This is a genomic window from Sinorhizobium psoraleae, assembly GCF_013283645.1.
In the GTDB taxonomy this organism is placed as follows: Bacteria; Pseudomonadota; Alphaproteobacteria; order Rhizobiales; family Rhizobiaceae; genus Sinorhizobium; species Sinorhizobium psoraleae.
The window spans coordinates 242,382-265,706 of sequence record NZ_JABEKV010000005.1 but is presented as its reverse complement, the minus strand read 5'-3'; the positions used below and the strand labels follow the sequence as shown (position 1 = coordinate 265,706).

Here is a 23,325-nt window from a genome sequence, read left to right as displayed (position 1 = left end):
ACATCTGCGACCGGCTCAACTCGACGCCGCGGAAGTGCCTGGGCTACCGAACGCCCGCGGAAGTCTTCCGCAAGCGCTCACCGCTGGAACGAAAGAATGATTTGAAAACGGTCGCTTCGAACCGGCCTGGGCAAGCAAATCCATGAAGCCGGAGGGGGCTCTCCCCAGCCTGGCCCAAAGACACACTGTCTCGCATGCAGCTCTCGCCGAGATCAAACCTGCTCGAGTTGCTTGTCAAAGCTGTCTTCGGAACGGAGAAACGCCAACAGCGCCGCATTGAATGCTTGCGAAGACTCGATGTTAACTACATGGCGGCCAGGCAACGATAGATACCGTCCCTGCAGCACGCAGCTAGCAATATCTTCCAAGTCGGCTGGCGGGCACACCGGGTCATCATCGCCGGAAATGGCCAGCAGAGGGTTGACGATCCTTTCGATATCCTCCCGCAGGTCGGCTCCGGCCAAAGCAGCGCAGCAGCCGATGTACCCGTCGATCGAGGTCGTGACAAAACTGTCTAGCACCTTGCCGACAGTGCCGGGTTCAACTGCCTCGAAGCCGGGCGTGAACCAGCGCTCGACGGTGGCGGCGGTCAGTGGCGCCAGACCCCTCTCCCGGACGGTGTTCATTCGCGCGGTCCAGCTTTCCGCGGTACCGATCTTCGCGGATGTCGCGCACAGAGCGATCTTGCCGAAGCGCTCTCCGGCATGGATACCCAGCCACTGCCCCGTGAGGCCGCCGATAGAGAGACCGCAGAAATGCGCCCGCTCTATCTCCAGCGCGTCGAGCAGCGCGAGCACGTCGTTGCCGAGGTCGGACAAACAGTATGGCGGCGGTGGAGCCGACGACAGTCCATGACCGCGACGATCATAGCGCAGCACGCGGAAATCCCGCGACAGTCCGGCTACCTGCGCGTCCCACATGTGCAGGTCGGTGCCTAGCGAATTGCAGAACATAAGCCACGCCTTGTTTTGGCTACCGTCCGTGTCGCCGTCGATACGATAGTGGAGGCGATGGGTGGCAAGATCGAGATAAGACATGGGCGAATGCCTCTATAAGCCGTAAGCGGGTTGAACACCGGCCTTTCAAGCACGTGTTGCAGGTCAGCATGGATGGGAATCGCCGGCGGCCGCGCTAGGCTGTTCGCGGCCGCCGCCGATCACTTTTGTTATGCCGGGACAAGCTGCACGTCGCTTGCACGCCGCGCATTGCTGACCGCGAACACCAGCATCGCCAGAGCCGAGACTGCCGCCGGGATGGCGAAGATCAGGAAGTTATGCTGGAGCGGAAGGTCCTGCGCCAGGAGGACGCCGCCAAGCGTCGGCCCGACGATGGCGCCGATGCGGCCCACGCCCGAGGCCCAGCCCAGCCCGGTCGAACGCACCGAGAGATTGTAGAGCTGTGCGACGCTGGCATAGAGCAGGATCTGTGTGCCGATAGTCGTGGCGCCGGCGACGAAGACCATCAGGAACAGCAGCCCTGCTGGCAGGTTGAAGCCGATCAGCGCAATCGACAAGGCGGCGGCGATGAAGAAGCCGACAACCACCTTCGGCAGGCCGAACCGATCGCCCAGCCGGCCGCCGGCGATCGCTCCGACCATGCCGCCGAAATTCAGCGAGAACAGGCTCAAGAGGCTGGCCTTTTCGGCATAGCCTGCTTCCTGCAGCACTTTCGGCAGCCAGGACGACAACAGATAGACGAGCAGCAGGCAGCAGAAGAAAGCAACCCAAAGCATGAGCGTGCGCAGCGTACGCTGGTGACGGAACAGTTCGGCGATCGAGGCCGACGCGCCCTTGGTCTCGGAGAAGACCAGCTTGTCGTCGTGGCCGAGAGGCGCGGAGGGATTGATCTTTCCGTAGATCCGCTTTGCCTGCTCCTGCTTGCCCTGACGGATGAGGAAACCCAGCGATTCCGGCAGCTTCCACAGGATGACGGGTAGTATCAGCAGCGGCACGGCGGCGATGAAGAACATCGGCTTCCAGCCGTATTGCGGGATCATGCCGATGCCGAGTCCGGCCGCAACCATGCCGCCGACCGAATATCCGGAGAACATCAGCGCAACCATGGTACCGCGCAGGCGCTTCGGCGCATATTCGTTCATCAGCGCGACGGCATTCGGCATCAGCCCGCCGCAGCCAAGGCCGGCGAAGAAGCGAAAGATCTTGAATTGCTCCGGCGAATTGGCGAAGCCGGTGAGCAGCGTGGACAGGGTGAACAGCATGAAACTGATCGCGATGCCCTTCTTCCGTCCGATCTTGTCCGCCAGCGGGCCGAAAATGAGCGCGCCGAACATCATGCCGAACAGCGCCCATGCCTGCAGCGCGCCGGCCTGTGGCTTGCTCAGGCCCCATTCAGCAATCAGCGTCGGCAGCACGGTGCCGGCGACGAAGACGTCGTAGCCATCGACAACCAGCAGCAGCCCGCAGAGAGCGACCACCGTCCACTGGAAGGGCCCGAAAGGCGTATTGTCTATTGCTTCGTTGACATCGATGTTGCGCATCATGACTCCTCCCCGAGTTGTTACGCATGGAAAAAATGGTTTCAGCCGAGATCACCTCCGGCGACCGGCAGCACGCTGCCAGTGATGTAAGACGCCTCGTCGGACGCCAGGAACAGGATCGGCGCGGCCTGCTCCTCGATGGTTCCGTACCGCTTCATGAAGCTGGACTGCTTCACCTGGCTCACGACATCGGTCATCCACGCCTTCTCGGCCTCGCTGTCGCCTTCCGTGTTGCGGGGAATGCGGCGCGGCGGCGCCTCCGTCCCGCCGGGCGCCGTTGCGACCACGCGGATGTTGCGCTCGGCCAACTCCATGGCGAGCGACTGCGTGATGGCATTCACGCCGCCCTTGGCCGCGGAATACGGCACGCGATGGATGCCGCGGGTGGCGTTCGAGGACACGTTGACGATCGTGCCGCCGCCGCGGGCGAAGAAATGCGGCAGCACGGTGTGGCAACAGTAAAGCGTCGGCATCAACGAGCGGCGGATTTCGGCGTCAATCTGCTGCGGTTCGAACTCAGCATAGGGACGCATGCGGATCGCGCCGCCGACATTGTTGATCAGGATATCGATGCCGCCGAACTGTTCGGCCGCAAACCGCATCGCCGCCGCCGCCCCCTCATAGGTTTCGAGATCGGCCTTGAAAGCCGCGGCATTCTCGCCGGCCGCCGTCGCCACTTCGGCGACGAAGTCGGCGCGGTCGACGAACAACACTTGGCCGCCCTCCTCCGCCGCGCGGATCGCCACGGCCCGACCGATACCCTGCGCGGCACCCGTGACGACCAGCACCTTGCCCGCGAAACGGCCTTCGAAACGCGCCGTGCTCATGCAGCCACCTTCGCTGACGCATTGGGCGTGAACTTCTCGTAGTGGAAGCTGTGGGGCTTCACGCCATTGTCGTCGAAATAGGTACGCACGGCGTCGACCATCGGCAGCGGGCCGCACAAATAAACGTCGACATCGCCGCCATTGAGCGCCTCGGCCGGCATATGCTGGGTCACCCAGCCCTTGCGCGGGTGGCTGGACGACTCCTCGGCCACGACGGTACTGCAAGTGAAGTTGGCGAGCCGTTTTGCATAAGCCTCGATCTCGTCGACGAGAACCAGGTCCAGATCCCGGGTGACGCCGTAGACGAGGTGAACCCGCTCTTGCGAATTCTCGCGCGCCAGCACCTCGAGCATTGACAGGAACGGCGCAAGCCCCGTGCCGCCGGCCAGGAACAGGAGCGGTCGCTCGACCTCCCTCAGGTAGAAACTGCCCAAGGGACCGGTCAGCTCGAGCTTGGTCCCGGTTTCGGCGCGCTCCAACCAGCCGCTCATGACGCCGCCGGGGATCTTCTTGATCAGGAAACCGATGCGCTGTTGGCCGGGCGCCGTGCTGAAGGAATAGGAACGGTGCTCGCCGCTGCCCGGCACGCCGATATTGACGTACTGACCGGGCAGGAACGCGGGTGCCTCAGCGTCGGCATCCAGTTCCAACACGATCGCCGCATCGTTGTGCGGCACCACAGCGGCGACGGTGGCGGCGAAGGTCTGCTGCCCGGTCTTGCAGGCGATCGAGGTGGTTGGGACCGCAATAATGCAGTCGGAGGACGGCCTCATCTGGCAGGTCAACACGAGGCCGCTCTCCGCCTCGTCGGCAGTCAGAGCATCATCGATATAGTCGTCGCCGAGCTCGTAGCTGCCGCTCTCGGCGCGGCACTTGCAGGTACCGCAGACGCCGTCGGAACAGTCCATTGGCAGGTTGATCTTGTTGCGGAAGGCAGCGTCGAGAACCTTCTCGCCGTCCTTGCATTCGATAAAACGTGTAACGCCGTCCTCGAAGTTCAAAGCGATGCTGTAGCTGGCCATGGAACCCTCCTCACCAGTCCCTGTGCCGTCCGGCGACGCCGTCAGATGTGATAGACGTCGATGACCTGGCGGATGTAGTCATTCTTCAGCACGATCTTCTTGCGCGAGATCACCAGGCGGTCGTCGCTCCTGCGCAGCGTGACGAACATAGTGCCGAAGAAGTGGTCGGTGACCTTGTAGCGGTGATTGAGCGTGTGAAAGTTGTAGCGAAGGTCGACCTCGTCGCCTCGGATCTCCACGAACTCGACATTGGTCACGTTGTGGCTGGTGCGCGGCTCCGGCGTGGAGGCGCCCGAACGCTCGGTCTTGATGCGGAAGACCCGGTCTTCCAGGCCGTGACGGCTCGGATAATAAATCAGCGAGATCTGCGTCTGCGGATCCTCGGTGAGCTGATCGTCGTCGTCCCAGGCCGGCATCCAGTAGGTCACATCAGGTGCATAGCAGGTGAGCCATTCATCCCATTCGCGGTCGTCCAAAAGGCGCGCTTCCCGGTAGAGGAATGCACACGCGGCTTCATAGGAAATGCTCATGCGACGACCCCTTCCTTTTCGGCGGCCAGCGCCTGACACATCACCTTGGCCCAGTATTCGTGCTGGCGGACGAACAGCCCCTCGTCTTCGCTGCGTTCGCCGGAAAGAAGCGGCACTATGCCCATCCTCCTTGCGTTTTCGTCGGGACCATCGATCCAGAGCGGCGCGCCCCGCGACAGGTCGTTCCACAGCGCCGCCGTGCCGGCGTAACCGGCCTGGCAGGCACGGAATTCTTCGAGGTCGTCGGCCGTGCCCATGCCGGACACGTTGAAGAAATCCTCGTATTGGCGGATGCGCAGCGCGCGATCCGCGGCACTTTCGCCCTTCGGCGCGAAACAGAAGATGCTGATCTCAGTCTTGTCGACGCTGATCGGGCGCGTCACGCGGATCTGCGTCGAGAACTGGTCCATAAGGAATACGTTGGGATAGATGCAGAGATTGCGGGTCTGATTGACGATGAAATCCGCCTTGTCTTCGCCGACTCGTGCCTTGATCTCGTCCCGGCTGTTGTAGATCGGACGGACCTCCGGATTCATCGTGTTCGTCCACAGCAGGATATGGCCGTTCTCGAAACCGTAGACGCCCGCGACGGAGCGGCTCCAGCTGTTGGCGTCGACCGCCTTCGTACCCTCTTCCTTGCGCCGGCCCATCGTCGCGGCGTAGTTCCAGTGCACGGAGCTGACGTGATAGCCGTCGCAGCCGTTCTCCATCTGCAGCTTCCAATTTCCGTCGTAGATGTAGGACGAATTGCCCCGCAGCACTTCAAGCCCGTTCGGCGCCTGATCGACGATCTGGTCGATGATGACCTTCGTTTCGCCGAGGAAATCCTCGAGTGACGCCACGTCCTCCTTCAGGCTGCCGAACAGAAACCCGCGATAGCTTTCGAAACGCGGCACCCGCCTCAGGTCGTGTGAGCCGTTTTTCGCGAACTGGGGCGGATATTGGGTGGATTTCTCGTCCTTGACCTTGAGCAGCCTGCCGGTGTTGGAGAAGGTCCAGCCGTGGAAGGGACAGGTGAAGCTGCCCTTGTTTCCGTGCTTGCGCCGGCACAGCATTGCGCCACGGTGGGCGCAGGCATTGATGACAGCGTTGAGTTCGCCGTTCTTGTCACGGGTGACGACCACCGGCTGGCGGCCGATATAGGTCGTGTAGTAGTCGTTGTTCTCCGGAATCTGGCTTTCATGCGCCAGATAGACCCAGTTGCTCTCGAAGATGTGCTTCATCTCCAGTTCGAACAGGTCTTCGTTGGTGAAGATGTCGCGGCGGCAGCGGAATATGCCGGCCTCCTTGTCGTCCTGCACGGCAGTGGCGAGCAGATGATCGAGGTCCCGGGCTTTGTCGATAATCGCAGACATGGGTTATCTCCCGCAGAAGGCGCGCGCCGACCGGCGCTGCCCTGCAACTGTGTCGATACTGACGGTAAGGGGTGTTGGCGGCCCGCGCGGGCCGCCGGCATTGCCTGTCAGGCGGCTGCGCGCCTGCGCAGTTCGTTGACCTGGTTGTCGACGCCGTTCACCATGGCCGTAAGATGAATGTCGAACTTGATCTCCGCAAATGGACCGCTCAGATCATTGGCCTTGATGCTGGCCTCGTCGGTCCGCTCGATGACAGCCGGAACCAGGCCGTCGCGCGTCGCGTAGGCGAAATCATCGTTGACCAGCGGATCGCCCTCAATGTTGATCTGCGTCGTCAGCTTGCGGTGACCATCGGCGCTGATGAAGAAATGGATATGCGCCGGGCGCTGACCATGGCGGCCGACCGCGGAAAGCAGTTGCTCGGTCGGGCTGCCCGGCGGCACACCGTAGCCGTGCGGCACGATGCTCCGGAACTTGTAACATCCGTTTGCGTCGGCGATGATCGTGCGGCGCATGTTGAACGGCGCCTGCTTTCCCGTCGGATCGAAATGCGAGTAGAAGCCGCGGGTATCACAGTGCCAGACTTCGACCATGGCGCCCTGCAGCGGCCTGCCGTCGGCACCAAAGACGGTGCCGTGCATGATGAGGGTGTGGCCGTTCTCGTCGGTGCCGTCGTCTAGGCGGGCAAAGCCGTGTGAAACCGGCGCACCGGCGACATAGAGCGGCCCCTCGATGGTGCGCGGGGTCGGATTATCGATGCCGAGGGCCTCGTCGATCGCGTCGAGACGCTCGTCGAGGAAATGGTCGAGACCGAGACCTGGCGAGATCAGGCCGGCCTGACCCGCGGCGCCGATCTCATTGAGCCAGGCGATGCCGGTCCAGTATTCGTCGGGGGTGATATCGAGATCGTCGATTGCCTTGAACAGATCGGACACAATTCGATGAACGACCTCTTTGACACGCGGATTGCCGTCGGTCTTGTCCAAACCGCTCAGTACCTTGAGAAAGTCCTGAATATCCGGTCTGTCGAAAATTTTCACGTTCATGTCGATTCCTCCACTTGGATTGTTTTGAACTGCGGTGGTTCCCGTCCTCCCGGGACCACCGCTGACGAAGGCTCTAGGTATCGTCCTCGCGGATCGCGGAGGGGTGCCTGAGAAGCGGCGTCACCTCGATGTCCATGAATTTGAACAGCGGAAGTCCCGAGAGAACCTCGTGCAGCTCCGCATTGTCCCTGACGTCAAACACGCTGTAGTTCGCGTACTGACCGGCAATCCGCCAGATATGCCGCCACTTGCCGGTACGCTGCAGTTCCTGCGAATAGGCCTTCTCCCGGGCGATGACATCGGCCGCCTCGGCAGCGGGCAGGTCATGGGGAAGGTTCACGTTCATGCGCACATGAAAAAGCATTGTTCACCCCACCACGCGCAAGGTCGAAGCTTGCTTGCCATCCCTGCGGAAGCGATTGACGGCTTCCTCGGAGAGCATCACGCCGAGCCCTGGACCCGTTGGCAATTTGAGCTCAAAGTTCTCGAAGCGCAGCGGCTCCTCCAAAAGCTCCTCAGTCAGAAGCAGCGGCCCGAAGAACTCAGTGCCCCATTCCAGTTCCCTGACGGTCGCCATCAACTGAGAGGCGGCGATCGTGCCGATTGGCCCCTCCAGCATGGTGCCGCCGTAAACGCTGACGCCCGCAGCTTCCGCGATTGCGATCACCCGAGCGGCGGCAAACAACCCTCCGGCCTGCTCGATCTTGATCGAGAACACGTCGGCAGCCCGCGCGGTCGCCGCCTCGAGCGCGCTTTCAGGTCCAACCAGAACCTCGTCGGCCATGATCGCGATCGGGGAAGCGCGCCGCAGACGGGCGAGGGCTGTTATCCCCTGCACCGGTTGTTCGACCAGCACGCAGCCGACGTCAGCCAGAGCTTGGATGGCATTGCGCGCCTCCCGCTCCCGCCACGCCATATTCACGTCGACCCGGATCGAGGCCATGTCCGGCAGTGCCTTGCGGATCGCGCCCACATGGCGGACATCCTCTTCGATCGATTTTACGCCGATCTTCAGCTTGAAGTCCTTGTGGCGCCGCCGGTCGAGCATGGCTTGCGCCTCGTCGATGTCCCTGGCCGTGTCGCCGGAGGCGAGCGTCCAGGCGATTGGGAGGCTGTCGCGGCGCCGGCCACCGAGCAGTTCCGACATCGGCAGACCGAGGCGGCGCGCATGGCAATCGAGCAGGGCCGCCTCGACAGCGCATTTGGCGAAGTGATTTCCCTTTACCGCTTTGACGACGAGGTCCATGGCTGCCTGGATGCGCGTCGCGTCACGGCCGATCAGCAGCGGCGCGATATACTCGTCGATCGTCAATTTCATGCCTTCCGGGCTTTCCGCCCCGTAGGCGAGACCGCCGATCGTCGTCCCTTCTCCGAGCCCCTCGAAGCCGTCGGAGCAGCGGACGCGGACGGTGGTCATGCTTTGCCGGTTCATGGTCACCATCGACAGCCGGTGGGGCCGGATGGTGGGCAGATCGAGTATAATTGTTTCGATCGCGCTGATACGGATTCCCGTAGACACCAGATCTTCCTCCCTTGATTACGAGGAAATTAGCGTCCACTTTGAAATCCGTCCAAAACTATAAAAGTTGGATTTGATACCTGAAAGGTATAATCGTGGAGCTGAGGCAGCTGCGTTATTTTCTCGCCGTCGCGCGCGAGCGGAACTTCTCGCGTGCTGCGGAGATTCTGCATATTGCCCAGCCGCCCCTCAGCCGGCAGATCCAGCAATTGGAAGACGAGCTCGGCGTTCTGCTTATCGACCGGTCGAACCGTCCTCTCGATTTGACGGAGGCTGGCCGCTTCTTTTACGAGCAGGCCGGACAGATCATCGCTCGCACCGAACACATGCGCGAGCAGACGCGCAAGATCGGCTTATCTCGACGGGAGCGTTACGTCATCGGCTGCGTCGGCTCGACCCTTTATGGCGGCATCCCGGACCTCGTCCGCCGAATGCGCGAGCGCTGGCCGGATCTTGACATCGAGATCCGGGAAATGATGTCGACCGAGCAGGTGACCGCTCTCAAGGAGAGGCGGATCGATGTCGGCTTCGGCAGGGTCCGCTTCAATGATAGAGAGATCGAGAGGCTGACGCTCCGGGAGGAACGACTGGTCGTCGCTTTCCCCAAGGGGCATCCGAAATCGGTTTCCACCGAACCGATCGCCCTTGCCGAACTCGAGGGGGAACCACTGGTCGTCTATCCGTCCGTTCCGCGTCCGAGCTTTGCCGACGAGGTCCTCAACATGTTGAGCGAGCAAGGCATTTCTCCTGGTAGCGTGGAAGAGGTCCGTGAAATCCAGACCGCGCTGGGCATCGTAGCGGCCGGAATGAGCTTGTGCATCATTCCCACAGCCTCGCAGCGGCAAAGACCCGACGACGTATGTTACCGCGTCATAAAAGATGAGAAGGCCACGTCGCCGATCATCATGAGCTTCCGGCGCGACGATGCAAAAGGGAGGATCGAAGAGATCAAGCACCTCATTCGCGAGATGTACGCCGACAACCCGCCTTGGCTGCAACTATCCAACGTACAACTCGATAAAGCCTGAGGCCTCCCCTCGCATCCGCAGCCGCACTGAAAAACGTCCGAGATGGTGCTCAACTCCGTTGCGCGCTTTTGCGCCAAACAGAAACTTTCCGCAAAGGTCCACCCTCACGATAATCACGGATGTCCGCCTTGAACCGATAAGAACAGTCGGCCCGTCGTGCGCAAAAGCTCGGCGGCGCACGTATGCTGGCCGCCGAGTCTTCATAAACCTCCTCAGATGGATCGAGCGAGGCCGCCGCTCAAGTCCGTAAGACTATGCATCTTCCGGATCAGATCGGCTGCCCGCTCTCCGATGACAACGCAAGGCGCCATCGTGTTGCCGGTGGTGATACGCGGCATGATCGAGGAGTCTGCGATGCGAAGGCCGTCGATACCGTACACCCTGAGCTCGTTGTCAACCACCGACATGCTGTCTCGTCCCATCTTGGCCGTGCAGGATTGATGCCAATACGTGACGGCCGAACGCCGGATGAAGTCTATCATCCCTGATCTGTCGCGCACACCCGGGGCCGTCTCGCCTATCACCAAGGGCGTGAAGGCGTCGCTATTTCCGAGTTCGCGGCCCAATTCCACCGCGGCCAAGGCGGCAGCCATGTCTTCCGGCTCGCTGAGAGAATTTGGCTGGATCAGGATAGGGTCATTTGTATTCGGGCCGGAGAGCCGCAGCCGACCTCGGCTTTTGGGCTGGGCGAGACCGGTAAACATCGTCCAGCCATGTTCCGGCGGTTCGAGACCCGTCTCGATCGGTGAAGGGACGGCGAACTCCAACTGGCACTGAAGTATGTCGGGTTGCCCGAGGTGGGAGGCGCTCTTCCAGTAGAGCTTTGCTTCGCAGCCGCCACCACCGACGCCTTCCGGTTTTCGATATGCCCAGGTGCAGCCGAATGCAAGATGATCCTGATGATTGCGACCAACGCCAGGAAGGTGCTGCACGACGGGGATGCCGTGTAATTGCAGTTCCTCTTCCGGGCCTATTCCCGACTGCAGCAGGACTTTCGGCGTATTGATCGCCCCAAGTGACAGAATCGTCTCGCAACGCGCCGAGAATTGACGCCGCTGGCCATCGACAAGAATCTCGGTCCCGATCACACGCTGGCCGTCGAAGATGAGGCGCGTTACCAGGGCGTCGGTTAGTACCGTAAGGTTTGGCCGCGACATGAGCGGACGAACATAGGATCCGAATACGGATTCCCGCTTGCCATCCCGGATCCGCAGTTCAGCGATCGATGCGCCTCCGGGGCCCTCCATCATTTCACCGTTCGGGGTAGCGTAGACGGGAATGCCTATGGCGGATGCCGCATTCAACAAGGCCTCGGCGACCGGCTGGGGGGACTGTGGCTGCGCTACGTATGCCGGTCCTCCCACCCCGCGACGAGTTGGGTCCGGAGCGCCGCGCCAATCTTCGATCCGGCGATAATAGCCAAGGATCGACTGATAGCCCCACGCGTCATCCCCGGCTTCAGCCGCAAAGTGGTCCCAATCTCCCTTGTGTCCTCTGGCCCACACCATGACATTGATGCTCGAACCGCCGCCAAGCCCCTTGCCCATGCTGAGAGGAAGGCATCGACCATTTAGGCCAGGTGCCGGTTGTCCGACAAAACTCCAGTCCCGGCTTGAGCCGAGATTGAGCGGCCACTGCCCAGGGTTCGTAACGGTTTCGGCCGCATCATCTCCGCCGGCCTCGAGCAGCAGAACGCTCGCGTTCCCATCCTCTGCTAGTCTCGCTGCAACAACGGAGCCGCTGGACCCCGCGCCGCAAACGATGAAGTCGAAAACATCGCCGACCCCGCGCTGCGGAATGGCCGGATTTTCCGGTGCGTTTTTGTAATCAGTATTCAGCTTCACGTGACTACCTCTGTGAATGGAATGAGGAAAAATTGCAAAAGTGCTGGGGATCCCAGGAGCGAAGGCGCACAAAGAACCTCAGTGAGAGTTCGTGCGGCCTTTTACGTGCTCTCTTTGGTCCCACCGCGCCTGGTTCGACATGCCTTGCTCGGCGTCATCGGTGCATTGCGGATTGACCGGATGACGCTACGCCCGTCATTGCTTCTTCGCCGAGACGGCCTTGGCGGCCTGATCAATGGTATCCGCGACGACCTTCGGCTGCGTCACGAACAGGGCGTGGCTTGCCGGCACCTTTGTGATCTTCGCATTTATGCGTTCGGCCATGTGGATCAGCATGGCCTGGTCGAATGCCTTGTCCTCGGTAGCTATCACAGCCCAGCTGGGCTTGGTGCGCCAGGCGGCTTTTTTGAGCTTCGTGCCGAACGCTGACATGTTGATCGGGACCTGGGAATCCCTCATTAGCGCAACATCGGCGTCGCTGACGTCATGAGCGAAACCAGCCTTGAACTTTTCCGGGCTGACATATCCAAAACCGTCCTTCGTGGTTTCGATGACGAATTCCGATGCGGGAGCAAATCCTTCGTATTGCTGGGCCGTCGTCTCGCCGGCATCCGGGGAGAGAGCAGAGACATAGACGAGGCCTACAACCTTCGTATCGATGCCAGCTTCCGTGATGACCGTTCCGCCCCAAGAATGTCCGACGAGAATAGCCGGGCCATCCTGCCGCTCAAGCGCACGTCTGGTGGCGGCAACGTCGTCTTCGAGAGAGGTCAACGGGTTCTGCACGATAGTGACGCGGTAACCGCGCTTGGTCAAATTGTCGTAGACACCTTTCCAGCCTGAGCCGTCGGCGAAGGCGCCATGCACAAGCACAACGTTCTTCACAGCCTGACGTGCAGGGATGGGATCGGCGGCGTTTGCCGGCAGTGCGCCAGACAATGCGGCTGCGATAACGGTAACGGTAACGGTTGTTGCGGTTTGGTTCGCCATGGCTCTCTCTTTGATTGCGATAACAATTATCGCGATATCTATGTAAGCTGCCTCATATCGGTTTGCGGGTCAAGATGTTTCTTATCGCGATATTTATTTTTGCGGTATCATTAGCTATATGGATGCGTACAGGAGTTCCCAATGACCAAACGCCACAACGATCCACCGCCCTTGCACGACCAATTGTGCTACGCAATCTACACTGCCGGCATCGCCATCCAGCGCGCCTACAAGCCCCTCCTCGACGAGATGGGCCTGACTTACCCGCAGTATCTCGTGCTCAACGTGTTGTGGAGCGAAGATGGGCAAACGGTGGGCGCCATTGCCCACGCCCTTGCCCTGGAATCCAGCACGCTGACTCCGCTCTTGAAGCGCCTCGAGACATCCGGCTTGCTGCGCAGGACCCGAAACCTGAGCAACGAGCGGCAGGTGGTGATCGCGTTGACCGAAGAAGGCCGCGCATTGCAGCACAAGGCGGGCTGTCTCAGCGACACCTTGCTTGCAGCCTCGACCCGGATGCCGCAGGAGTTAGCCGCTCTGAACCGCGACGTGCGTCATCTCCGCAACGCGATCTATTCCCAGATCGGCGGCTGGGACGCGCCCGCCTGATTTGCAGGTGCATGCCGGCGCCTACGCTGTGGGCACCGTACCCCCATCGATCGTGTACTCGGTACCGGTGATCGAAGCGGCGCGATCCGAGGCGAGGAATGCGATCAGGTTTGCGACCTCTTCCGGTTTCGCCGGGCGCCCCAGCGGAATGCCGCCCAGTCCGTCCATGATGATCTTTTTGCCGCCCTCAAGGTCCGTTCCGGCCTGCCTCGCCAGACGCTCGGCGAGGCGGACCGCGGCTTCCGTTTCGATCCAGCCCGGCGACACCCGGACGACCCGGACGCCATTGGGCGAAACTTCCTTCGACATCGCCTTGCTATAGGTCGAAAGCGCAGCCTTGGCTGCAGCATAGGCGGTCGTCGATTCCGGAAGCGGCAGTACTCTCTGGATGGATGTGACATGCACGACGACGCCGCTTCCCCGGGCGACCATGTCCGGAACCAGTTGCCGGTCCAGTCGAACAGCCGCGAAGAGGTTGAGCGACAGCTCCTTGTACCAGTCATCATCGGATAGCGCCGAAAAGCCGCCCCCGGCCGCTGACGAGCCACCCAACATATGGACGATGACATCGACGCCACCGAGGCGTTGACGCGTCGCCTCGGCGACGATTGCACACCCTTCCTCGGTGGTCAGGTCCGCTTCGACGAACAGTTCTTCCGGCAGGCCTTCTGGACGCGCCCGCGCTGTCGTCAGCACTTGCGCCCCGAGTTCCCGAAACAGGCTGACGGTCGCAGCGCCGGCACCCTTCGTTCCAGCCGTAATGAGGGCTCGTTTACCTCTCAGGTTGAGAAATTCGGTCATCACCGGATCTCCAGCCTGACGATCTTGCCGTCTTTAATGGTAAAGGAGTAGGTGAGCGTCACCGGGCTCCCCGGAAACTGACCACTCACCTTGGCTCGGACGAGTGCTTTGTCGCCGTCTCCCGTGGATTCCAAAGGTTCAGCAACGTACTGAGCCGCCTGCTTCGCAGCCACCCACCATTTGAGGATTGCGACGACGCCTTGATGGCGAGCGCCTTCGTCTTCGACGACGGCTTCGGGCGCAAAGGTTTCCGACAGCGCATCCGCGTCGTTGCGGCTGTCGGCGTCGAAGTACATGTTCACAATACCGGGCATATCCATCGTGTTTCTCCTCGTGAGCTGACCCACTAATTAGCGCTCGACCATTACATAGATAAGTGGGATAAAACGGCATACGGACTTGAACAGATCGGGACAATGGAAGCAAACCTGAAGGAACTTGAAGCGGTTATCGCAATTGCCCGGCGCGGGACATTCCGCGCAGCGGCCATCGATCTCGGCATGTCCACGACCGCGCTGAGCCACACAATAGGCAGGCTCGAGGCAGGGTTGGGCGTGCGATTGTTCAACCGCACCACTCGGAGCGTGTCGCTGACGGATGCAGGCAGGCTCTTTGTGCAGCAGGTCGCGCCTTCGCTCCAGGATCTCTATGCCGCTCTGGATTCGGTGCGCTCGCAACGCGAGACACCTTCCGGAACAATACGGATCAACGCGGCGCCCTTCGCGGCGCGCGCCATCATCTCACCGCTCGTGCTCGAGTTCCTGCGCCGTTATCCCGACATGCATGTCGATATCGTCACCGAAGGAAAACTGGTCGACATTGTCGAGGAGGGGTTCGATCTCGGCGTCAGGGTTGCAGGTCTCGTTCCCAGCGACATGATTGCCGTGTCGCTCGGCCGGCCTCAGCGACACGCCGTGGTCGGTTCTCCTAAGTACTTCGAGCAGCATAGCAGGCCCATCGTTCCTCCGGATCTTCTCAATCACAGATGCATTCGCGTTCGGCTGCCTGACGGCTCCTTGTTTCGATGGCGGTTTGAAAAAGACGGCGAACCATTGCAAATCGAGGTGCGGGGGCCAATCACACTCGATGAGGCCAGCATCGTGAGGACTGCGGTGCTTGAAAGTACCGGCGTAGGCTACACCATGGAACAGGAAGTTCTCCCGGACATCAAGGCGGGGCGCCTTGTCCGTGTCCTCGAAGACTGGACGCCGCCGTATCCGGGGCTTTGCCTGTACTATCCCGGACGCCGCAATCTATCGGCTGGCGTGAGAGCGCTTCTCGATCTGGCCCGTGAGCTTTCCAAGCGGCCTGCGGTGTAACACCTTTGACGATCCTGAACAGCGCTGCCGCTCTCGACGACTTGCGTTCCCCTCCGGGAACTTGACTGGTAGCGCTGATGGCTTCGAAGATCGCGCAACTTCGGCAACGGCGGTAGCGGGGGAACCTGAGAGGCAGCCTCTTGAATCCGGCAAGTTCTCGATGGCGAGGAAACCGTTGGACCGGCATTTGCCATTTGACATCTCCGCCGCGCTGGGCTCAACCTGCACGTTCTCGCAGAGGGACACTAACGTGGAAGAGGCATTCCATTTCGGTCCGTTCTCGATAGTGCCCGCCAGGCGCAGCCTGTCGCGGAACGGGAGCGTGGTTCCGCTGGGAAGCCGCGCCCTCGATATCCTCCTGTTTCTTCTCTCTCATCCCGGCGAGCTGAAGACCAACGCGGAGATTGTCAGGCAGGTCTGGCCGCACACTTTTGTGGATGAGGCCAATCTCCGCGTGCACGTCTCCGCACTGAGGAAAGCGTTAGGGGACACACAGCGCGAGCCGCGATTCATCGCAAACGTACCGGGCCGTGGGTACACCTTTATCGCCCCAGTGGAGCGCCGCGGCCCGACGGCCGTTTCCGCGACAGTGCCTCACAAGCTTCGGCCCGAGCGTCACGAGCTCCGAATCTTCGGACGCGAGCCCGCTATCGCGGCGATCTCCGACCAGCTTAGCAAGGGACGCCTGGTGACCGTCGCCGGCCCCGGAGGAATGGGGAAGTCCACCGTCGCCAGAGCGGTAGTATCGAGAGCCGCGAGCGACAACGAGGTCCTCTGGATCGACCTGTCGGAGCTTGGGAACGGCAGCCTGATCCCGACCGTCGTCGCCTCCACACTGGGCATCCTCGCCAGAACCGACGACCTCATGCGCGAAATCGCCTCTATCCTGCAATCACGCAACATGCTGCTGGTGATGGACAGTTGCGAACATCTCGTGGCCAGCGCCGCCGAATTCGCGGAGAACCTTCTATCGGACACGACAAACCTGCGTATCCTCGCCACCAGCCGCGAGCCGCTGCGCGCCGAGGGGGAACGCGTCCATCGTCTGCCGCCCCTCGATCTGCCGTCGCCCGCAGCCACTGCGGAGATCGCGTTGAAATCGCCCGCCGTCCAGTTGTTCGTCGAGCGGGCGGACGCCTGCCTCGGTGGTTACGAGCTGACCGATGAAGACGCGCCGCATGCCGTCGCTATCTGCACGAGGCTGGATGGCATTGCCTTGGCCATCGAACTCGCCGCCGGCCGTCTCGAGGCGATCGGCGTCCATGCGCTTTCCCGTTCCCTGACCGACTGCTTCAAGGTGCTTACAAGAGGGCGGCGAACCGCCCTACCGCGCCACCAGACGCTCCGCGCCACAATGGACTGGAGTTATCTCCTCCTGCTGCCACAGGAGCAGCAAGCTCTAAGAGAGCTATCCGTCTTCCGCGGGCGCTTCACGCTCGAGGCCGCAAGCGCCGTCCTCTCGGACCCGGAGGCTGCGGAGCTTATCGCCGCCCTCGTCGCCAAATCCCTCCTCGTCGCAGAAACGCCTTTCGATACGCCGTTCTACCGGCTTCTGGACACGACGCGCCTCTATGCGGGAGAGAGACTCCTGGAATCCGGCGACGCCCATACCGCAATGGCGAGGTTCGCGACCTATCTAAGCTGCCTCCTCGAGGCTGCGGAAGAGGAATTGTACTCGGCGTCGGCCAACGAATGGTCTCAGGACTTCGCCCAGCAGGTGCCTGGTCTCCGCGCCGCCCTCGACTGGGCCTTCGGGGCGGCTGGCAACGTGCTGCTCGGCGTGCGCCTCACGGTCGCCGCCCTGCCCCTGTTCTTCCGGCTGTCGTTGCTAGACGAATGCCTGGCAGCGGTAACCCTTGCAATCAACTACCTGGATTCGCGTCCCGATCTCGACGAACGAAGCAGGATGAAGCTCTATGCCGCCCTCGGCTGGCCGCAGATGCGATCCACCGATGCCCGCGAACATGGCACCTCGGCCTGGACGACGGCTCTGGGAATTGCCGAAAAACTTGGCGATGTCGATCACCAGCTTCGTGCGTTTTGGGCGCTCTGGGTCGACGCGATAAACCGCGCGGAGCCGCGCTCGGGTCTCCAACTCACCGAGCGGTTTGCGGCGCTTGCCCCCCGCTCCTCAGATCCGGCTGACGCAATCATTGGAAAGCGGATGCGCGGCGCGACACTGCATTGGCTCGGTCGGCACGAGGAGGCGCGGGACCAGCTACAGCAAATGCTTGTCGAATACGAGCACGTGCCTCGCGGGCGGCACTCTGTTCGGTTCCAGTTCGATCAGAGGGTGACCGCGAGGATTATTCTGGCTCGCTGCCTCTGGGTTCTCGGCGACGAGGATACCGCACTCCGTGAGGTGGAAGAGACCGTCCGCTACGCCGTCGACATACGTCACCATCTTTCGCTCAGCAACGTCCTGGCCGAGGCGGCTTGCCCTCTCGCGTTGCTCGCGGGACGGGACGAATTGGCTGCGGAATACATCCGCTTGCTACGCGATCACACGAAGGCGCTGTCCCTCGACGTCTGGCACGCCTACGCCGACTGCTTCGAGGCGGAGCTTCATCTGCGAGCCGGGCGCTATGACGACTGTCTCCGTCAAATACGCCGGAGCATGTATGTGTTGCGGGAGTCCGGCTTCACGCTGTTCCAGACGATGTTCCAGGCGGTGCAGGCGCAGGCTCTCGCCCGATTACGCCTCTACGACGAGGCGCTCCAGATCATCGACGCCGCCCTTGCACACTGCGCTTTGTCCGGAGAGCGGTGGTGCCTCCCCGAACTTCACCGCGTCGGAGGTCTCATCGTCCTGGAAGAGCAAACTTCTGATGCCTCCTCGCTGGCATTGGCGCGTCTTCAAGCCGCCCTCGAAGCCGCCAGGCAGGACAATGCGGCAGGCTGGGAACGTCGAATCGCCAGCGACCTGGTTCTCCATCGCCTCTCCGACGTTGTCCAGGTCAAAGCGCGCAACGAGACTCACCTCCGCACCTCCCCTCCTCTTTCGTCATCTCAGGACGGCGCTTCCCCGGCCATATCGACTTGAAAAAGACTGTCCATTTACATGGATTTACAACTTTCAACTCGGCGGTATTCCGCAGCCGGTGCATGATCGACGGAAGAGGAGAGTGCCAATGGACGGTCATGCACCCATTCGGTTTCTCATCATCCTCGCGGTCGAGGACAGCGATGGGATTTTCGACAGCGGAGTTCGGTTACCACAGGTCGCCCCTCCTTATTACCTGTTCAAAGAAGTCCCCGCCGAGGTCGCCTTGGCGACGCCTTTCGGCGGCTTCCCGGCTTTTGTCGGCCAGACTAGGCATGGTTCTTCCAACCAGGAGCCGTTTGTTCAGCGTTTCCTGTCTGACCGGGAAGCGCGGGACGATTTGGCCGACACGCTCAGCCTAGAGCAGATCGTCGCTGACGACTTCGATGCCGCATTCTGCGTCGGCTTTTCCGGCTCCGTCTGGGAGACGCACAGTCGCGGTCCAGGTCCCTTGATCAAAACATTTCTGGAAGACGGAAAGCCCGTGGCGATCATCCCCGGCCAGCAACTGGACATCGCTCCTGAAGGCGCAGGACCGGGCCTTCTCATTATCGGGGACAGCGATCAGTCGCCCGTTCTGGCGGCGCACGCGCTCGTGAAGGTAGTGGTCGAGCGCAGGGAACTCATGGCGAGATCGGCCTGAACTACCTCTTTTTTCGTGCCACGCACGAGCCACAGCCCAGCTCTCCCGCTCCAACAGCGACGTCCGAGGCCGAGCATGATGACGGCTGCGAGGTTTTGCAACGGCGGGTCTTCTCAGCTCCAATTTGCACCGATTTACGACGCTTAACTCGTCTTGAGGGTGAAGCTGCATCACGTTGTTCCCGTCGAAGAGGCGCGGAACGAAAGGACGCAGCCATGAATGAGCGGACCATTTCACTCACGGCGCAAACCACGCGACGGGATGTTCTCCTGGCGGGAGGCGTCGCGCTCGCCGCGATGGCTCTTCCCAATAGCTCACTCACCGCCGCGAGAGCGGCTCCATCTACAAAGGAGATTCAAATCATGTCGTTCATCAAGACCGAGGACGGAACGGAAATCTTCTACAAGGACTGGGGACCACGCGACGCCCAGCCCATCGTCTTCCATCACGGGTGGCCGCTGAGCGCCGACGACTGGGACGCCCAGATGATGTTCTTCCTGGACAAGGGCTATCGCGTCATCGCGCACGACCGCCGCGGCCACGGCCGCTCCACGCAGACCTGGTCCGGCAACGAGATGGACACCTATGCGGCCGATGTCGCGGCGCTGACGGATGCGCTTGATCTCAGGGACGCGGTCCATGTCGGCCACTCGACGGGCGGCGGCGAGGTCGCGCATTATGTTGCGCGGGCGAAGTCTGGCCGCGTGTCGAAAGCCGTGCTGATCGGCGCGGTTCCGCCGGTCATGGTGAAGTCGGACAAAAACCCCGGCGGCCTGCCGATCGAGGTTTTCGACGGCTTCCGCTCTGCGCTCGTCGCCAACCGCGCCCAGTTCTTTCTCGACGTTCCTGCCGGGCCGTTCTACGGCTTCAACCGGCCCGGCGCAAAGGTCAGCCAGGGCGTCATCGACAACTGGTGGCGGCAAGGCATGATGGGTGGCGCGAAGGCGCATTACGACTGCATCAAAGCCTTCTCCGAGACGGACTTCACCGAAGACCTCGAGCGGATTACGGTGCCGACGCTGGTCATGCACGGCGACGATGACCAGATCGTCCCTTATGCCGACTCCGCTCCGCTTTCGGTCAAGCTCCTGAAAAACGGCACGCTCAAGACCTACGAAGGCCTGCCTCACGGCATGTGCACCACCCACCCAGAGATCATCAACGCCGACCTCCTGGACTTCATCCGCGACTGATCCACTACCTTGGCGAGGCGAGCCGCACCCCGACTATTGCTTCGGTGCGGCTCCCGTTTGGGCCACAGGGCAACAAAGACGCATCGAGAGAGGGGAATACGAGTGACAACTGTCCTTGCACTGCTCATCGGCATCATCGCGGGCCTCCGTGCAATGACAGCCCCGGCGGCCGTCGCCTGGGCGGCCCACCTCGGCTGGTTCGATGTCTCCGGGACGCCGCTCGCCTTCATGGGCTACAGGTGGACGCCCTGGATTTTCACGGCGCTGGCGCTCGTCGAGCTCGTGACCGACCAGCTCCCGAACACCCCGTCCCGCAAAGTGCCGATGCAATTCGGCGCTCGCATTCTCATGGGGGCGCTCGCCGGGGCCACCGTAGGCGCGGCCGGGGGTTCGATCGTCGGAGGCGTACTCGCTGGCACCTTCGGTGCGGTTGCCGGGACGCTTGGGGGCGCTGCCGCCCGAGGCAAACTCGCCGCAGCGTTCCGACGCGACACTCCGGCTGCCCTCATCGAAGATGCCGTAGCGATCGGCGGCGCTCTCCTCATCGTGGCGTCCGTGCCATGACCGCTCTCAACGTTACTCAAGGCGAATAGGAAAGCAAAATGACACAAGGAACAGCACTTATCACCGGAGCCTCCTCCGGCATCGGCGCGGTTTACGCCGAACGCCTGGCGCGCCGGGGTCACGATCTCATTCTCGTCGCCCGTGACTTCGACCGCCTGAAATCACTGGCCAACCGCCTGTCGGGCGAGCACGGCGCGGTCGTCACTCCTCTGATCGCAGACCTCACCAGCGCGGCCGATCTGGAACGGGTAGTGGCGAAGCTTCGGACGGACGCCGGGATATCCCTGCTTGTGAACTGTGCCGGCATCGGCCCGAACGGCCCTTTGCTGGCATCGGACCCTAACGGTCTCAGCAAGATGGTCCAGCTCAATGTCGACGTCCTGCATTCCCTCAACGCGACGGCGGCGAACGCCTTTGCGCGCCGCCGCAACGGAGCGATCATAAACATAGCTTCCGCGGTGGCGCTGATGCCCGAGCGTTTCAACGCGACCTATGTTGCGACAAAGGCGTTCGTTCTCGCTCTGACGCAGGCGTTGTCCGCAGAACTCGAGCCGCACGGTGTCCGAATGCAAGCCGTGCTTCCGGGCTTCACGCGCACCGAGATATTCGACAGAGCCGGCATCGACATCAGCGTGATCCCCGCGGACATGATGATGGATGCGGGCGAGATGGTGGACGCGGCCCTAGCTGGCTTCGATCGTGGGGAGGTGGTGACGATCCCCTCGCTCGCCGACAGCGAGCTCTGGGAGCAGCATGAAAGGACAAGACGCGACCTCGGGCCGCACCTCTCACTGAAACATGCGGCTGCGCGATATCGGCCGGGAGGAGAGACGAGATGAGCGATCCAAGAGCAGTGCTTCTCACGCGTCGCGACCTACTCTCAGCCACCGCCGCGGCGGCTGGGGCCGCCATGCTCCCGCCAGCGGTGTACGCCTCCGATTTCCATCGGTTCAAGCACGGCGCGTTCGACATCACCGTCGTCAGTGATGGCTTCATTACACTGCCGGCCGAAATACTCCTGCCGGACGCCACGCCCGAGGAGCGGCAGGTCATAATTCAGACGCTCGGCGGCGATGCGCAAGGCGCGCCTGTGCAGGCCAATATTCCACTCATCCGCCATGGAGGCGACCTAATACTGATCGACAACGGCTCAGGAACGAACTTCCAGGCAAGCGCCGGGAGATTGGCGGCCAACCTCAAGACCCTCGGTATTAAACCGGTGGACATAACGAAGGTCGTCTTCACCCATGCCCATCCCGATCACTCGGGCGCGACGTCCACCTCCGACGGCAAGGTTCTCTATCCCAATGCGGAGTATTTCGTCAGCGAGGCAGAATGGAGCTTCTGGACCGACAAGGCCTTCGAGACGCATACGCCAACCGCCCTGCACGACTTCGCGCGCGGCGCGCAGCGAGACCTATTCGCGGTTAAGGACAGGCTGACTATCGTGAAACCGGGGCAAGAGATCGTACCCGGAATGCAGGTCGTGGATACGCCGGGGCACACACCGGGACATGTCTCCATTGAGCTGGCGGGTGATGGCAATCTGCTGGTCACCGGAGACGCATGCACCAATGACGTCATCTTCTTCGCACACCCGGATTGGCACTTCGGCTTCGACACGAATCCCCAGATCGCGCTCAAGAGCAGGAAAAGGCTCCTGGATCGCGCGGCGTCCGAGAAGATCCAGATGCTCGGCTACCACTGGAGCTATCCGGGCGTCGGATACGCGGAGCGTAAGGACAACGCTTATCGTTTTGTGAGAGCGTGAGGCAGACGCTCTCGCCACGCAGTTGCGCTTCGCTTCGCTTGGTACGGAAAACAGATCAGTGGAGCCGTGAAAGGCTGCGACCGCTTGAAACGCGAATTCTCGACGCTTTGTGTTTCGACACGAGGCTGGCCGATTACGGCTGTGGGAAAAGGTATTCCATCAGATGCGAGGATTGGAGATCGTGGCAACTGCAAACGGCGTGATTGAATTTCAGATGAGCATCGAGGCGATCGATCGAGCCATAGACGACGAAAAAACGCTACACGGGGCTTCAGTAGCCCGATCGGACGGCGCCCCCAACCCTTGGTCACGCGTGCCGGCCGGATCTGGTCGATCTGCGTTAATATTCGCTGATCTTGTCCATGATCTCGTCAGGTGACTCGTTAACCTGGAACATCACGCAGGTCCCGTTATTGGGCGCGAAGGTGACGAGAGTGGTGCGCCGCTTGCCCTCTACCCGATGGAAGTGCGTAACAGTGTCCATATTGATGAAAATCGGTCCATTGCTGTCGTGCAGTTCGAGCCACATGGATTGATCCTCTCTGAGATAGCGTGCCTCAAGATAGCACCAAAAGAGCCGGGGAAATGTGGCGGTCAACAATCACAGTCGTGTCGTTGGGCGGCGGGTGGAGAAGGTTTCAGCGGTTACACGATGGTGATGAGGAACGGCAGTAAATCGCCTCCACTACGGGGGGATTCCTGGCCTTTTTCGTGCTCTGGAGGA

General features: G+C 61.5%; 23 protein-coding genes. 9 read left to right on the top strand and 14 right to left on the bottom strand.

Going from position 1 to position 23,325, the window contains the following annotated elements; all coding sequences use genetic code 11:
* Positions 1-212: 212 nt before the first annotated feature.
* The 9 genes from pcaD to ILFOPFJJ_RS26750 all read right to left on the bottom strand — a co-directional run bounded on the left by pcaD (position 213) and on the right by ILFOPFJJ_RS26750 (position 8,796).
* Positions 213-1,037, bottom strand: coding sequence for a 3-oxoadipate enol-lactonase (gene pcaD / locus ILFOPFJJ_RS26790; protein WP_173513593.1), 825 nt, complete (start codon positions 1,035-1,037; stop codon positions 213-215).
* A 128-nt stretch (positions 1,038-1,165) separates the two neighbouring features.
* A complete protein-coding gene (locus ILFOPFJJ_RS26785) occupies positions 1,166-2,500 on the bottom strand; it encodes an MFS transporter (protein ID WP_210267579.1) in 1,335 nt (444 codons plus the stop codon).
* Between the two features lie 38 nt (positions 2,501-2,538).
* On the bottom strand, positions 2,539-3,324 hold the full coding sequence (benD, locus tag ILFOPFJJ_RS26780) for a benzoate diol dehydrogenase BenD (protein ID WP_173513591.1): 786 nt from the start codon (positions 3,322-3,324) through the stop codon (positions 2,539-2,541).
* Positions 3,321-4,346 carry a benzoate 1,2-dioxygenase electron transfer component BenC gene (gene benC / locus ILFOPFJJ_RS26775; protein ID WP_173513590.1) on the bottom strand — a complete coding sequence of 342 codons (1,026 nt, stop codon included), beginning with the start codon at positions 4,344-4,346 and terminating at the stop codon, positions 3,321-3,323. Before benC ends, benD begins: the two co-directional genes overlap by 4 nt.
* 41 nt (positions 4,347-4,387) lie before the next feature.
* Positions 4,388-4,876: a benzoate 1,2-dioxygenase small subunit gene (gene benB / locus ILFOPFJJ_RS26770; RefSeq protein ID WP_173513589.1), complete on the bottom strand. Its 489-nt coding sequence runs from the start codon at positions 4,874-4,876 to the stop codon at positions 4,388-4,390.
* Positions 4,873-6,231 (bottom strand): Rieske 2Fe-2S domain-containing protein, encoded by a 1,359-nt coding sequence (locus tag ILFOPFJJ_RS26765; protein WP_173513588.1) that lies wholly within the window; start codon positions 6,229-6,231, stop codon positions 4,873-4,875. Before ILFOPFJJ_RS26765 ends, benB begins: the two co-directional genes overlap by 4 nt.
* A gap of 107 nt (positions 6,232-6,338) precedes the next feature.
* Complete coding sequence (gene catA, locus ILFOPFJJ_RS26760) at positions 6,339-7,277, bottom strand: catechol 1,2-dioxygenase (protein WP_173513587.1); 939 nt, start codon at positions 7,275-7,277, stop codon at positions 6,339-6,341.
* 73 nt (positions 7,278-7,350) lie between these two features.
* Positions 7,351-7,641 carry a muconolactone Delta-isomerase gene (catC, locus tag ILFOPFJJ_RS26755; RefSeq protein WP_173513586.1) on the bottom strand — a complete coding sequence of 97 codons (291 nt, stop codon included), beginning with the start codon at positions 7,639-7,641 and terminating at the stop codon, positions 7,351-7,353.
* A 3-nt stretch (positions 7,642-7,644) separates the two neighbouring features.
* Positions 7,645-8,796 (bottom strand): muconate/chloromuconate family cycloisomerase, encoded by a 1,152-nt coding sequence (locus ILFOPFJJ_RS26750; protein WP_173513585.1) that lies wholly within the window; start codon positions 8,794-8,796, stop codon positions 7,645-7,647.
* A 95-nt stretch (positions 8,797-8,891) separates the two neighbouring features.
* On the opposite strand from ILFOPFJJ_RS26750, the gene ILFOPFJJ_RS26745 reads away from it, so the two are divergent.
* Positions 8,892-9,824, top strand: coding sequence for a LysR family transcriptional regulator (locus ILFOPFJJ_RS26745; protein WP_173513584.1), 933 nt, complete (start codon positions 8,892-8,894; stop codon positions 9,822-9,824).
* 212 nt (positions 9,825-10,036) lie between these two features.
* On the opposite strand, the gene ILFOPFJJ_RS26740 is transcribed toward ILFOPFJJ_RS26745, so the two are convergent.
* Together ILFOPFJJ_RS26740 and ILFOPFJJ_RS26735 are read right to left on the bottom strand one after the other, a co-directional pair.
* Positions 10,037-11,668 (bottom strand): GMC family oxidoreductase, encoded by a 1,632-nt coding sequence (locus ILFOPFJJ_RS26740; RefSeq protein WP_173513583.1) that lies wholly within the window; start codon positions 11,666-11,668, stop codon positions 10,037-10,039.
* A gap of 195 nt (positions 11,669-11,863) precedes the next feature.
* On the bottom strand, positions 11,864-12,658 hold the full coding sequence (locus ILFOPFJJ_RS26735) for an alpha/beta fold hydrolase (protein WP_173513582.1): 795 nt from the start codon (positions 12,656-12,658) through the stop codon (positions 11,864-11,866).
* 141 nt (positions 12,659-12,799) lie between these two features.
* On the opposite strand from ILFOPFJJ_RS26735, the gene ILFOPFJJ_RS26730 reads away from it, so the two are divergent.
* Positions 12,800-13,267 carry a MarR family winged helix-turn-helix transcriptional regulator gene (locus ILFOPFJJ_RS26730; RefSeq protein ID WP_173513581.1) on the top strand — a complete coding sequence of 156 codons (468 nt, stop codon included), beginning with the start codon at positions 12,800-12,802 and terminating at the stop codon, positions 13,265-13,267.
* Positions 13,268-13,288: 21 nt separating this feature from the next.
* Here the strand turns inward: ILFOPFJJ_RS26730 and ILFOPFJJ_RS26725 are convergent, their stop codons facing one another.
* Both ILFOPFJJ_RS26725 and ILFOPFJJ_RS26720 read right to left on the bottom strand, forming a co-directional pair.
* Complete coding sequence (locus ILFOPFJJ_RS26725) at positions 13,289-14,068, bottom strand: SDR family oxidoreductase (protein WP_173513580.1); 780 nt, start codon at positions 14,066-14,068, stop codon at positions 13,289-13,291.
* Positions 14,068-14,388: a nuclear transport factor 2 family protein gene (locus ILFOPFJJ_RS26720; RefSeq protein ID WP_173513579.1), complete on the bottom strand. Its 321-nt coding sequence runs from the start codon at positions 14,386-14,388 to the stop codon at positions 14,068-14,070. Before ILFOPFJJ_RS26720 ends, ILFOPFJJ_RS26725 begins: the two co-directional genes overlap by 1 nt.
* 48 nt (positions 14,389-14,436) lie before the next feature.
* Between ILFOPFJJ_RS26720 and ILFOPFJJ_RS26715 the strand changes: the two genes are divergently transcribed.
* The 7 genes from ILFOPFJJ_RS26715 (at position 14,437) to ILFOPFJJ_RS26685 (ending at position 22,601) form a co-directional block, all read left to right on the top strand.
* The gene (locus ILFOPFJJ_RS26715) at positions 14,437-15,387 is read left to right on the top strand and encodes a LysR family transcriptional regulator (RefSeq protein ID WP_376741454.1); all 951 of its coding nucleotides are present in this window, start codon (positions 14,437-14,439) and stop codon (positions 15,385-15,387) included.
* Between the two features lie 250 nt (positions 15,388-15,637).
* The gene (locus tag ILFOPFJJ_RS26710; RefSeq protein WP_173513577.1) at positions 15,638-18,430 is read left to right on the top strand and encodes an ATP-binding protein; all 2,793 of its coding nucleotides are present in this window, start codon (positions 15,638-15,640) and stop codon (positions 18,428-18,430) included.
* A gap of 88 nt (positions 18,431-18,518) precedes the next feature.
* Entirely contained in the window at positions 18,519-19,073 is a 555-nt protein-coding gene (locus ILFOPFJJ_RS26705; RefSeq protein WP_173513576.1) for a type 1 glutamine amidotransferase family protein, read from the top strand.
* Positions 19,074-19,435: 362 nt separating this feature from the next.
* Entirely contained in the window at positions 19,436-20,266 is an 831-nt protein-coding gene (locus tag ILFOPFJJ_RS26700) for an alpha/beta fold hydrolase (protein ID WP_173513575.1), read from the top strand.
* A 102-nt stretch (positions 20,267-20,368) separates the two neighbouring features.
* Positions 20,369-20,830 (top strand): DUF4126 domain-containing protein, encoded by a 462-nt coding sequence (locus tag ILFOPFJJ_RS26695; protein ID WP_173513574.1) that lies wholly within the window; start codon positions 20,369-20,371, stop codon positions 20,828-20,830.
* A 38-nt stretch (positions 20,831-20,868) separates the two neighbouring features.
* Positions 20,869-21,669 (top strand): SDR family NAD(P)-dependent oxidoreductase, encoded by an 801-nt coding sequence (locus ILFOPFJJ_RS26690; RefSeq protein WP_173513573.1) that lies wholly within the window; start codon positions 20,869-20,871, stop codon positions 21,667-21,669.
* Entirely contained in the window at positions 21,666-22,601 is a 936-nt protein-coding gene (locus ILFOPFJJ_RS26685; RefSeq protein ID WP_173513572.1) for an MBL fold metallo-hydrolase, read from the top strand. The genes ILFOPFJJ_RS26690 and ILFOPFJJ_RS26685 overlap by 4 nt, the downstream gene beginning before the upstream one ends.
* Positions 22,602-22,941: 340 nt before the next feature.
* Here ILFOPFJJ_RS26685 and ILFOPFJJ_RS26680 read toward each other — a convergent pair whose 3' ends face one another.
* Positions 22,942-23,130, bottom strand: a complete 189-nt coding sequence (locus ILFOPFJJ_RS26680) for a hypothetical protein (protein WP_173513571.1) — start codon at positions 23,128-23,130, stop codon at positions 22,942-22,944.
* Between the last annotated feature and the right edge of the window lie 195 nt (positions 23,131-23,325).